This window comes from Oryzomonas japonica (assembly GCF_008802365.1).
Taxonomy (GTDB): domain Bacteria; phylum Desulfobacterota; class Desulfuromonadia; order Geobacterales; family Pseudopelobacteraceae; genus Oryzomonas; species Oryzomonas japonica.
In genome coordinates, this window is record NZ_VZQZ01000001.1 from 87,512 (window position 1) to 99,625 (window position 12,114).

Sequence of the window (12,114 nt, forward strand, 5' to 3'; positions counted from 1 at the left end):
AAGCAGCAAGTATGGCGGAAGCGCTCCGCATGGTTAAAGCCGAACTCGGCCCGGATGCCATGATCCTGTCCACCAAGAAGGAGAACACCGGCGGGATTCTCGGTTTTTTCAGCAAGTCGGTGTATCGCGTGACCGCCGCCATAGAGCCGGCACCGAGGCAGGCCCCGGCGCCGCCACCGGCGTATGCACCCCCACGCCCCCGGCCGGAACGGGAACGAACGGCGAAAGAGGAGCTGGAAAGTTCCATGTTTGCGCCCCTGGCGCGGGAGCTCAAGGAACTGCGGGAGAAGGTCGATGCGCTCGCCCGGCGGGAAGACGACGCAAGGAAACCGGCGGCCAAGGGGGAAAACCAAAGCCAGGAAGAGCCGCCGCCGGTTGGTTTCAACCTCAAGAACGTACCCCGCGAGGACCTGGAGGAAATCAAGAAGCTCCTGCTCAACACCCTGGCCAAGAGTCAGGAGGGGGGCGTCAAAACGGTGCAGTGGCCCAATGCGGCGGAAACGTCCGCTACGGAGCCCCAGACCGGCCTGGAACTGTTGCCCGAGGATTCCCCCCTGGCGCGGGAATTGGCCCAATCCGGCATCTCCACGGATCTTATCAGGAGGATTCTCGACACCCTCAGCGCCTTGCCGGCCGAGGACGGCAGCCAGAGCCAGAAAAGCCGCCTGGTGGCCACGTTCTCGAAGCTGATCAAGTTTGCCGGCACCCTCAAGATGCGCAAAAACTCCCCCCGCATCATCGCCCTGGTGGGGCCGACCGGCGTGGGCAAGACCACCACCACCGCCAAGTTGGCCGCCATGTACGCCCTCAACCGGGGCAACAAGGTGGCACTTATCACCATGGATATTTTCCGCGTCGGCGCGGTGGAACAGCTCAAGACCTACTCCCGTATCATGGGGATTCCCCTGGAGGTGGCTTCCACCCCCAAGGAGCTGGAAAAGGCCGTGGAGAAACATTCCGCCTGCGACCTGATCTTCATCGATACGGCGGGCCGCAGCCACAAGGACAAAGAGAAGCTGGACGAGATGAAGAACTTTCTCGACAACAAGATTCCTATCGAGGTCTACCTGTGCCTCTCCGCCACCACCAAGGATCGGGAGCTTGAAGAGATCCTCAACCGGTTTAAAATTTTTCAGATCAACAAGGTGGTGTTTACCAAGATCGACGAGAGCGAGAGCTTTGGGAATATGGTCAACCTGTTGATGAAGGACAATCTCCAGATAGCCTACTTTACCACCGGGCAGCGGGTGCCGGAGGATATCGAGGTCGCAACCTCCGCCAAACTGGCCGACATGATCCTGCGGGAGGCGGCCGAATGAGCGCGGTAACCGGAACAGGCGACCAGGCCGATACCTTGCGCCAGATGGCTCGACAGAGCCGGAAAAACGCCTCTGCGGAGCAAGCCGGGCCGGGCGCGGTTGGTGAAGAGCACGGTATTCGTGTCATCTCGGTAACGAGCGGCAAAGGGGGCGTGGGCAAGAGCAACGTGGTTTCCAACCTGGCCATGGCCCTGTCCGCCCAGGGCAAGAAGGTGCTGATCGTCGATGCGGACCTGGGGTTGGGGAACCTGGACGTGCTCCTGGGGCTCTCTCCCGCCTATAACCTGAACCATGTGCTCAACGGCGAGAAGAGCATCAGCGAGATCATCATCGACGGCCCTGCCGGCATCAAGGTGATCCCGGCCGGGTCCGGCGTTCAGGAGGTTACCAGTTTGAGCCAGCACGACAAGCTCAGGCTCCTGGACGAGCTTGACATACTGGAAGAACAGTTCGACATCATGATCGTGGATACCGAGGCCGGTATCTCCGAGAATGTGACCTATTTCACCGTGGCGGCGCAGGAAATCATTGTCGTGGTCTCTCCCGAGCCGACCTCCATAACCGATGTGTATGCCCTGATCAAGCTCCTGGCGACGCGGTATTCGGAACACCATTTCAAGGTGCTGGTCAACATGGCCAAGGACAGCGAGGACGCCCTGGAGGTGTTCCGCAAGCTGGCTAACGTCGCCGGCCGTTTTCTCGATATCTCCCTGGATTATCTGGGATGCGTCGTCAAGGATGAAAAGGTGGTGGAGGCGGTCAAGCGGCAAAAGGCGGTCTACGACCTTTTCCCCGATTCCGAGGCGGCCACCTGTTTCACCACCCTGGCACGCAGGGTCATCGAGAACACATGTCAAACAAGGCTCAAGGGGAATATCCAGTTTTTTTTCCGGCGGTTCCTCGACAATCCTGCGGGCGCTTAAGCCGTGGCCGCCGGCAAGCAAAATTGTCCCTACGCCGAGGCTGAACCGGCGCTGCGCGACACCTTGATCATGGAAAACATGCCCATGGTCAAGTACCTGGTGGGGCGTATCGTCTCCCAGCTTCCGCCCCACCTGGACCCCCAGGATCTGACGAGTGCGGCGGTGATTGGCCTGATAAATGCGGCCGATAGGTTCGACCCGGCACGGGGCGTGCTGTTCAGGACCTTTGCCGAACAGCATGTGCGTGGGGCCATTATCGACGAATTGCGCTCCTACGATATTCTGAGCCGTTCCATGCGCGAGAAGTACAAACGTCTGGAGCGGGAGGTGACGACCCTCGAGCACACCCTGGGCAGGAACCCCACCAGCGAAGAGGTGGCCAAGGCACTTTCCATAAGTCTCGACGAATACTTCGACTTATTGGACGATGTGCATGTGCTCACCTTTCTCAGCCTGGACGACAGCTGGGAAGACGAGGACGGCAACTCGCTCTGCCTGGCGGATGTGCTGAGCGAGCAGGAAGAAAAGAGCCCGCAGCAACAGGTTATGCGGATGCAACTGGCCCAGGCGTTGGGAAATGCCATCGAGGCCTTGCCGGACAAGGAACGGCTGGCGGTGACGCTCTATTACCACGAGGGGATGAACCTCAAGGAAATCGGCGCCATCGTGAGTTTGACCGAGTCGCGCATATCGCAACTCCTCAGCCAGGCCATGATCCGGTTGAAAAGCAAGCTGAAGCTGTACCGGGACTAAAGGAGGCTTTACATGAACAGTGGCATGTATTCCGCGCTTTCGGGCAATATCGCGGCCATGAAGCGGATGGACACCATCAGCAACAACCTGGCTAACGTGAATACCCCGGGCTTTAAAAAAGACAAGATGACCTTCGAGGGGTTGATCACCAGCGCCACCACGCCGCCGGCGTACCCCCAGGCCAAGACGGCCGACCCGATCATGCAGAAGGAGACCGTCTACATCGACTACGCCAGTGGCCCGGTCAGCCAGACCGGCAATACCCTGGACGTGGCGCTTGACGGCGACGGTTTTTTCGCCGTCTCGACCCCCAGCGGGACGGCGTACACCCGCCAGGGCAATTTCCGGCTGACCGCGGACGGAACGCTGGTCACGACGGACGGCTACCCGGTTCTGGGGCAGGGAGGCCCGATCAGCATAAAAGGCAGCAAGGTCGACATAAACGCAAAGGGTGAGATCAGTGTCGACGGCACCCCCGCAGGGGCCTTGAACCTGGTGGATTTCCCCAAGCCCTATAAACTGACGAAGGCGGGCAGCGCACTGTTCGTGCCATCCGGCGCACCGGCTGCCACGCCGCAGCCCGCCAAGGCGGAGGTTCGCCAGGGGCACCTGGAGGGTTCCAACGTGGATACGGTCAGCGAGATGGTGCAAATGATCGAAAACAACCGCTACTTTGAAGCATGCCAGCGGGTGATACTGAGCTACGACAATATGGCCACCAAGGCCGCCAATGATCTGGGCAAATTGTAAGGAATCCTAATAGGCACTAAACGAAAAGAGGAGTTGAGACCATGTTACGAGCGCTTTGGACCGCCGCGTCAGGTATGCAGAGCCAGCAAACGAATATCGACGTCATTGCCAACAACCTGGCCAACGTCAACACAACCGGCTTCAAGAAAAGCCGGGCCGATTTCCAGGATTTGATCTACCAGAGCCTGAAGACGACCGGTTCTCCGTCCACCAACACCACCCAGGTGCCGACCGGCATCCAGATCGGCCTCGGGACGCGCCTCGCCGCCGTTACCAAGATCTTTACCTCCGGCGATCTCACCCAGACCGGCAACGATCTGGACATGGCCATCGAGGGCGACGGCTTTTTCCAGATCCAGATGCCCGACGGCACAACCGCGTACTCCCGGGCCGGCGCCTTCAAGAAGGACAGCACGGGGCGGATCGTCACCTCCGACGGTTACCCTCTGCTGCCGGAGGTCGTTATCCCGACCAACGCCACCAAGATCAGCGTCGGCAATGACGGGACCGTATCCGTAAACCAAGCCGGCCAGACCGCCCCCACAAACGTGGGAAATATCCAGTTGGCCCAGTTTGCCAATCCTGCGGGGCTGGCGGCCCAGGGGAAAAACCTGTTCCTCCCGACGGATTCTTCCGGCAACGCCACCACCGGCACCCCCGGGCAAACCGGCCTTGGGACCATCTCCCAGGGGTTCCTGGAGATGAGCAACGTCAACGTGGCGAGCGAGATGGTCAACATGATTGTCGGCCAGCGGGCGTACGAGATCAATTCCAAGGCGGTACAGACGGGCGACGAGATGCTACAGACCGCCAACAATATGAAGAGGTAAGCGGATCTCTTTGTGATGGCTGTTCGCACCTGCAAACGGCCATACCGCAGAGTAGGACCCAAGCGAATATATGATACAGCGATTTATCGGCATACTCTTTTTTTGCCTTCTCCTGGCGCCGTCCCTGGTCGTGGCTGCCCCGGCACAACAGGGCGCTTCACCGGGGCAGGCCAGGGTCCATGAGGCCGTGTCCGGGTATATCCAGCAGAAGACCGCCCATCTCGGGCTGGAGATCCGTATCAAACGGATAAGCATCAACGGCAACCCGACCCTGCCGGAAGGGCCGCTGGATTTCGAGGTGGTGGCCCCGCAGCAGTGGGAGGGATGGGGCAACGCCAATCTGGGGGTGGTTGTCCGGCAGCGTGACCGCGTGGTGCTGAACACCTCGGTTCAGGTGGAGGTGGAGGCGCTGTCCGATATGGTTGTCGCCCTGCGGCAGCTTGACTACGGTGCGGTTATCTCCGAGGGGGATGTTACCCTGCAGAAGCGGGATGTGGCCGCTGTGGCGGGTAAGTATAGCTGCAGCCTGGACGCCATTGTGGGCAGACGTACACGGACCTCCATCAAGGCCAATGCCGCGATCCGGACCGACCAGGTGGAAAAGGTCCCCCTGATCAAATCCGGCCAGATGGTGACCATTGTGGCTGAAAACGAGGTTATGAGGATTACCGTCACCGGCCGGGCCAGGAGTGCCGGCGCAGAAGGGGACACCATCATGGTTCAGAACCTGAGTTCGCTCAAGGAGATTCCGGCCAGGGTGGTCAACGCCACGACGGTACAGGTGGGGTTCTAGATGCATGAGGGAAAAGGACGTGGTATGAAACGGAGCATATGCCTTCTTCTGATACTGCTGTGCGCAGGCTGCGCACAGCAGAAAACGGAAATCAGGACGGTCGGCCTCGACGAACAGATTCCGAAAACGCCTTTGGATTATTCCAGCGGTTCCCTCTGGCAGGCGGCCTCATCGGGCGGCATCACCGAGGATGTCAAAGCGCATCGGCGGGGAGACATCATCACCATCGTCATCTCGGAGACGGCTAGCGCGTCCAAGAAGGCCAGCACGGATACGGGGCGGAGTTCGTCGGTCAGTGCGGGCATGCCGAATTTCCTGGGCCTGGAGAAGGCCGGCATGCTGAAGAACAACATGGATCTGAGCCAACTGATCAATGCCAACGTCGATTCGAAATTTTCCGGTTCCGGCTCCACATCGCGCCAGGAAAACCTGACGGCCACCATTTCCGCCAAGGTGATCGATGTGCTTTCCAATGGCAATCTGCTGATCGAGGGGCGAAGAAACATCAAGGTTAACAACGAAGACCAGGAGATCGTCCTGACCGGCACCGTGCGGCAGCGGGATATCAGTCCGGACAATGTGGTCAATTCCATTTATGTCTCTGACGCAAAGATCAGCTACTCCGGGAGGGGCATCATCTCCGACCGCCAAAGCCCGGGATGGCTGATGAATATTGTTGACAAGATCTGGCCTTTCTAAGGTTCGTTCCGCAAAGGTGATGTGAAATGAGAAGAATAGTCGTCTTTACCATGCTCGCCCTGTTTCTGGCTTCCTCTGCCCATGCCATCAGGATCAAGGACATTGCCGCCTTCGAAGGGGTGCGCGAGAACCAGTTGGTCGGATACGGCCTGGTTGTCGGCCTCAACGGCACCGGCGACAGCGATCAGGCCTCGATTCATATCCAGTCCGTCGTCAATATGCTGGAACGGATGGGGATTACCACCAACGTCGGTTCCATCAAGCTGAAAAACGTGGCCGCGGTCATGGTCACGGCAACGCTGCCCGCCTTCACCAAGCAGGGAAACCAGCTGGATGTCCTGGTGTCATCCATGGGCGATGCGAAAAGCATCGCCGGAGGCACCCTTATCATGACGCCCCTCCGGGGTGGTGACAGCCAGGTGTATGCCGTTGCCCAGGGGTCGGTCCTGACCAACTCCTTTGCCTTTGGCGGCCAGGCGGCCAGCGCCCAGAAAAACCACCCCACCGCCGGCAGCATTCCCAGCGGCGCGCTTGTGGAGCGGGAGATTCCCAACGTGCTGGCGGGTAAAACAACCCTGCGCCTCAATCTGCACAAGGCGGATTTCACCACCGCATCCCGCATAGAGACGGCCATTAACGCCAAGTTCAACTCGGCCGTCGCGACCACCACCGATCCCGGTTCGGTGATCCTGAAGATTCCGGAGGCGTACGCCAACCGCCCGGTCGAGTTTGTGGCCGCCCTGGAAACCCTTGAGGTTCGGCCGGATAACCAGGCCAAGGTGGTGCTCAACGAACGGACCGGCACCATCGTCATGGGAGAGAATGTGCGCATCTCCACGGTGGCGGTGTCCCACGGCAATCTTTCCCTCGTGATCAGGGAGACGCCGCAGGTGTCCCAGCCGACTGCGCTCAGCAGGGGCGGCCAAACGGTGACCGTGCCCCGCACCGAATTGAAGGTGACGGAAGAGTCGCGGCGCCTGATGGTCCTGCCGGAGGGCGCCAGCATCGGCGATGTCGTGCGGGCCTTGAACCAACTGGGTGTGACCCCCCGCGACCTGATCGGCATCTTCCAGGCGATCAAGGCCTCCGGGGCATTGCAGGCGGACCTTTCCATCATCTAGGAGGTTGTTGAAAAACAGCCATCTCGCCGCCGTCCTCAAAAGCCCTTTCGTGCGGCGTAGCGCTGCTACGCCTCCTCAGGGCTTTCTGCGGGGGCGACGATCTGACTATTTTTGAACAACCTGAGTTTTTCAACAGCCTGCTAGTTTTCTGATGGAAATAATTTAGTCCTCGGGACTCAAGAACCCGGCCCATGTGGCGATAAGAAAGAATGGCTATGGATATCGGCATTTCCCCGATACTAACCGATACCGACAATGCTGCCGCCGAAAAAGCGCGGCAACTGCAACGGCAGACAAAGGGCACTTCGACCGGCCTGAGCCAGCAGCAGCTCAAAGAGGCCCACAAGGTGTCCCAGGATTTCGAAGCCCTTTTCGTGGGCATGATGCTGCAATCCATGCGGGCGACGGTCGGCAAGGACAAGCTGACCGGGGGCGGCCACGGCGAAGAGATTTATCGCTCCATGCTGGACCAGGAGTATGCCGCAGCCGCAGCCAAGCGGGGCAGCCTGGGGCTGGCACCCCTCATCGAGAAGGATATTATTCGCCAGGAAAGCCGAACTTCCGTCAAAAAGACGGATCATCAGGAATGAGCGCCATGTCCGGGAGCCGCAGCCATGAATAAAGCAATGATCGAGACACTCACGTTCCAGTTGCACCTGCTCGAAGAGTTGCGCAGCCTCCTTGAACGGGAGACGCATGAACTGGGGGATATGAATCTGGGTGCCATGGCTGAGGTAAACCGGATGAAGGAAGAGCTGACGGAACGCATAGAGGCCCATACCGAGCCGCTTCGCCAGGCGATCTCCGCGGCCGCCTCCGCCATGGGGCTCGGTCCCGATGCCACATTGGGCGACGTTGCGGCCAAAACCGCCCAGAAGGATATTCAGCGGTTGTACCGCGAGCTCAACGTTACGGCCCGGCAGGTGCAGGAACGGGCCGCCATGAACCGGGAGATCGCGGAGCGTTTTGTGGCGGCAGCCAGCACCACCTTGAGTCTGTTGACCCGCGTCATCAACCAGTCCAGTGTGTACGGCGCATCGGGCGGGTATCAGCAGCGGGCGACAGGGTCGGTCATGATCAACAGGGAGGCATGAGATGAGCCTTAATTCAATAATGCAGATCGGCAAGAGCGGCCTCAGCGGATATCAGATCGCTACCGAGGTCACCAGCGAAAATATCGCCAACGTCAACACCCCCGGCTATTCGCGTCAAAGGGTCATTCTGGAGACCGCACCGCAGACCACCGCCAACGGTTTCTCCATCGGCACCGGCGTCAGCGTCAACGGCGTGGAGCGTTACTATGACGGCTTGATACAACAACAGATGGTGACTGCCCAGACCACCCTCGGCTACGACACGGCCAAATCCACGGTGCTGCAGCAGATCGAGCCCACGTTCAACGAGGTCGCCAATAACGGCCTGGGCGCCGCCATTTCCAATTTTTTCGGGGCGTGGCAGGATCTTACCCTCAATCCGTCTGGCACGTCTGAACGCCAGACGGTTTTGACCCAGGCCCAGATCATGGTGGACAACTTCCATGCCACCAGCAAGACCCTGAGCGATACCATCGCTACCCAGAATACGTCGCTCGTCGCTACGACGGACAGCATCAATGCAACCCTGAAAGACATCGCCCAACTCAACGGCCAGATCAGAACGACCCAGTTGGTGACCGGTAACGCCAATGAGCTGAAGGACCAGCGGGATCAATTGGTGCAGAACCTCTCGAAGCAGGTCGGCATCACCTACACGGAAAACAGCGACGGCACGACGGACATCAAGTTCGCGGACGGCGGCGGCGCCCTGGTGACCGGTTCCCAGGCCGGCGCATTCTCGCTGACGCCCAATGCCACGACCCCCACCCTCTATGATGTCAATCTGACGCCGGCCGGCGGAGCGGCCGCGGCGGTGGTAAAGCCGACCACAGGGGCGTTGGGAGCAACCCTGGCGTTGCGCGATACGATCATTCCCGGCTACCAGAGCCAGGTGGATGCATTGGCCAAATCGATTGCAGACACCGTGAACGGCCTGCATACCGCGGGGTTCAGCCCGACCGGCGGGACCGGCCAGGATTTCTTCACCCCTCCGGCCGCCGCCAGTGGCGCCGCGGCCGGCCTTCAGCTTGCAACCGGGTTGACAACGGCCACGATAGCCGCATCGGGAAGCGCCACGCTCCCCGGGGATAACACCAACGCCTCGGCGATTGCCGTGTTGCAACACGACACCACGACCATGTCCGGGGCAACCTTCAACAGCTACTATGACACCCTGGTCAGCAAGGTCGGCCTGGACGTCAAGTCGAGCGGGGATACCGTGACCCAGGATACGGCATTCAGCAATCAGTTGAGCACGCTCCGCGATTCCAATTCCGGCGTGTCGCTGGATGAGGAACTGACCAAACTTGTGCAATACCAGCGTTCCTACCAGGCTTCGTCTAAATTGATCACCACGGCGACCGATATGATGGATACCGTAATTGGACTTATCAGATAAGAGAGAATAGGAGAATCTGGCTATGCGCATTACCTCAAACATGACCTCCGATCTGGCCCTCTATAATCTCCAGCAGGAGCAGGTCAAACTGAACAAGCTGCAGGAACAGGCGTCGTCCCAGGTGCAGATCAACCGCCCCAGCGACGATCCGATCGGCGCCAGGCTCCTGACCGACATCGGCGATAAAATCAAGGCCGGCGACCAGTATGCCAGCAACATCACCAAAACGAGCACCTGGCTGCAGACGACCAGTACGGCGCTGGACGGCATGGCCGGTTTCATGGAACAAGCAAAAAAACTGGCCGCTTCGATAACAGCCGGCAGTACCGACCCGAGCGTCGGCCAGACGGTGATCTCCCAGTTGCAATCGTTGAAACAGCAGCTGGTGGACATGGGCAATACCCAGTACGGCGATCAGTATGTGTTCGGGGGGACCAATAACCAGAAACCCTTCAGCTATTCGAGCAATAGCTATCAGGGAAATGAAAACACCCTCTCGGTGGAGATCGGCCAGGGGGCGACCCAACAGATGAATATCACGGGGAACCAGCTGCTTACCGGGAGTTCTACGGCAACACCGGCGAACCCTACCCCCTATGGCACCACCAATATCCTGCAGACCATCGACAATCTGATCACGGATATCGGCGCCAACAACGTGAGCGGCATCAAGGCCGATTCCCAGGCTATTGAGGCCGGCGCCACCCAGATCACCAATGCCCAGACCGACGTGGCGGCACGCCTGTTGCGGCTCAATAATGCGACCACGTTGAACACAAACACCAAGAATACCCTGGAGACGATTGCCGGGAATGTCCAGTACGTGGATTTGGCGCAGGTGGGTGTGGAATTGACCCAACAGCAAACCTCTTACCAGGCATCCTTGTCGGCCACCGCCAAGATTTCACAGATGTCGCTTCTGGACTATCTGAAGTGATCCCTCCGCGGCTGGTATGAATAATATCAAGGCGGGGCCCTGCGGCCCCGCCTTTTTTGCGTGAAAAGCATTGACCTCCCCAGGAGCGCACCCTATAAAGGACCATGCTCAACAGCCCTGCCAGAATCGTTTTGCACCGTCATCGGCCGGTCTCCATCCGGCGTAACGTTTTCCGCCTTTCCATGCCGGTGCTCCTCTCCTCATTGTTCCAGCGCCTGGTATCCATCGTCGATATCTTCCTGACCGGCGGTCTGGGAGCTGCGGCCATTGCCGCCACCGGACTGGGCCAATTGTTGATGTTCGTCACCATGACCGTGTTCTGGGGATTGGCCACCGGGGCAACGGTGGTGATCGCCCATCTGTGGGGTGCCGGCAGGCGCGAGGAGGCCCGCCGGGCGGCCTACGTGAGCTGCCTCGCCTGCCTGGCCATGACGGCAGCCTGTACGGCGGCGGGCACCGCCTGGGGAGGTGATATCGCCCGCATGATGGGTACCGCACCCGATGTCCAGGCCTTGGCCGCCGACTACATCCGCCTGGTGTTCCTCGGGCTGGTCTGGACAACCGGCCTCAACATCCTTTCCGCCATCATGCAGGGCGCCGGGGATACCCGCACGCCCATGGAGGCGATCATCCTGGTCAACATCCTGCATGTCGCCCTGGCCTGGCCGCTGATCTACGGCACGCTCGGCTTTCCGGCGCTGGGGGTCAAGGGCGCTGCCATTGCCATCAACAGTTCGGAATTCGTCGGCTTTTCCTACCTGCTGATCCAGGCGGTGCGCAAGCGGTATCTTACCTTCGGCCGGCCGGACGGCTGGCTTTTCGGCATGGTATGGCGGGTGGGGTGGCCGGTGGCCCTGGAGCGGGTGGCCCAGCAGAGCGGCCAGTTGTTCTATTCGAGCTTCATCATCGGTTATGGCACCGGCGCCTACGCCGCCCACCAGATCGGCATTTCCATCGAATCCCTCTCCTTCATGCCCGGCGCCGGCATGGGAATCGCCGCCGCCACGCTCATGGGGCAGGCCCTGGGGGCCAGGAAGCTCCGCCGTGCCCGCATCAGCCACAACGAGGCGCTGCGGCTGGCCGTGGTGGTCATGACCCTCATGGCTCTCGTCTTCTTCTGTGCCCCCCACTACCTGATCGGGCTGTTCACCCATGACGGCGACGTTATTGCCAAGGGGAGCGTTTTCCTGCGGCTGGTGGCCTTCGCCCAGGTGCCGCTGGCGCTTTCGTTCGTCTATGCCGGCAGCCTGCGGGGGGCGGGCGATACCTTCTACGTCTTCATCGTCACGTTGGTGGCCATGTGGGGGATACGGGTGGCGTTGTCGTGGGTAGCGGCCGAATGGCTGCACCTCTCGCTGTACGCCGTATGGGGGGTATTCCTGATCGACTGGTATTTCCGCGGGGCGGCCTTTGCCTGGAGATACCACAAACGCGACCTGCACGGTATTGCCGTGTAGGGACACGCGGGCAGCGGCGTCAACCGGTACGCCGCCGGT

The 12,114-nt window shown here is 60.1% G+C and carries 13 protein-coding genes; all 13 read left to right on the plus strand.

Features of this window, described 5'->3' with window-relative positions:
* Nucleotides 1-29 precede the first annotated feature (29 nt).
* The 13 genes from flhF to F6V25_RS00485 all read left to right on the plus strand — a co-directional run bounded on the left by flhF (nt 30) and on the right by F6V25_RS00485 (nt 12,075).
* Nucleotides 30-1,319, plus strand: coding sequence for a flagellar biosynthesis GTPase FlhF (gene flhF / locus F6V25_RS00425; protein ID WP_338045573.1), 1,290 nt, complete (start codon nt 30-32; stop codon nt 1,317-1,319).
* Nucleotides 1,316-2,242 carry a MinD/ParA family protein gene (locus F6V25_RS00430; protein ID WP_151126152.1) on the plus strand — a complete coding sequence of 309 codons (927 nt, stop codon included), beginning with the start codon at nt 1,316-1,318 and terminating at the stop codon, nt 2,240-2,242. Before flhF ends, F6V25_RS00430 begins: the two co-directional genes overlap by 4 nt.
* A gap of 3 nt (nt 2,243-2,245) precedes the next feature.
* Nucleotides 2,246-2,995 (plus strand): sigma-70 family RNA polymerase sigma factor, encoded by a 750-nt coding sequence (locus tag F6V25_RS00435; RefSeq protein WP_151126153.1) that lies wholly within the window; start codon nt 2,246-2,248, stop codon nt 2,993-2,995.
* Between the two features lie 12 nt (nt 2,996-3,007).
* Nucleotides 3,008-3,745 carry a flagellar basal-body rod protein FlgF gene (gene flgF / locus F6V25_RS00440; RefSeq protein WP_151126154.1) on the plus strand — a complete coding sequence of 246 codons (738 nt, stop codon included), beginning with the start codon at nt 3,008-3,010 and terminating at the stop codon, nt 3,743-3,745.
* A 41-nt stretch (nt 3,746-3,786) separates the two neighbouring features.
* Nucleotides 3,787-4,575 (plus strand): flagellar basal-body rod protein FlgG, encoded by a 789-nt coding sequence (flgG, locus tag F6V25_RS00445; RefSeq protein WP_151126155.1) that lies wholly within the window; start codon nt 3,787-3,789, stop codon nt 4,573-4,575.
* Nucleotides 4,576-4,645: 70 nt separating this feature from the next.
* Nucleotides 4,646-5,368: a flagellar basal body P-ring formation chaperone FlgA gene (flgA, locus tag F6V25_RS00450; protein ID WP_151126156.1), complete on the plus strand. Its 723-nt coding sequence runs from the start codon at nt 4,646-4,648 to the stop codon at nt 5,366-5,368.
* 24 nt (nt 5,369-5,392) lie between these two features.
* Entirely contained in the window at nt 5,393-6,067 is a 675-nt protein-coding gene (locus F6V25_RS00455) for a flagellar basal body L-ring protein FlgH (RefSeq protein WP_151126157.1), read from the plus strand.
* A 26-nt stretch (nt 6,068-6,093) separates the two neighbouring features.
* Nucleotides 6,094-7,188 carry a flagellar basal body P-ring protein FlgI gene (locus F6V25_RS00460; protein WP_151126159.1) on the plus strand — a complete coding sequence of 365 codons (1,095 nt, stop codon included), beginning with the start codon at nt 6,094-6,096 and terminating at the stop codon, nt 7,186-7,188.
* A gap of 215 nt (nt 7,189-7,403) precedes the next feature.
* Nucleotides 7,404-7,778, plus strand: a complete 375-nt coding sequence (locus tag F6V25_RS00465) for a rod-binding protein (RefSeq protein ID WP_151126160.1) — start codon at nt 7,404-7,406, stop codon at nt 7,776-7,778.
* A 24-nt stretch (nt 7,779-7,802) separates the two neighbouring features.
* Nucleotides 7,803-8,282 (plus strand): flagellar export chaperone FlgN, encoded by a 480-nt coding sequence (gene flgN / locus F6V25_RS00470; RefSeq protein ID WP_151126161.1) that lies wholly within the window; start codon nt 7,803-7,805, stop codon nt 8,280-8,282.
* Nucleotide 8,283: 1 nt separating this feature from the next.
* Nucleotides 8,284-9,681 (plus strand): flagellar hook-associated protein FlgK, encoded by a 1,398-nt coding sequence (flgK, locus tag F6V25_RS00475; protein WP_151126163.1) that lies wholly within the window; start codon nt 8,284-8,286, stop codon nt 9,679-9,681.
* Nucleotides 9,682-9,703: 22 nt separating this feature from the next.
* Nucleotides 9,704-10,618, plus strand: coding sequence for a flagellar hook-associated protein FlgL (gene flgL, locus F6V25_RS00480; protein WP_151126166.1), 915 nt, complete (start codon nt 9,704-9,706; stop codon nt 10,616-10,618).
* A 104-nt stretch (nt 10,619-10,722) separates the two neighbouring features.
* Nucleotides 10,723-12,075, plus strand: coding sequence for an MATE family efflux transporter (locus F6V25_RS00485; protein WP_151126167.1), 1,353 nt, complete (start codon nt 10,723-10,725; stop codon nt 12,073-12,075).
* The last annotated feature ends 39 nt before the right edge of the window (nt 12,076-12,114 follow it).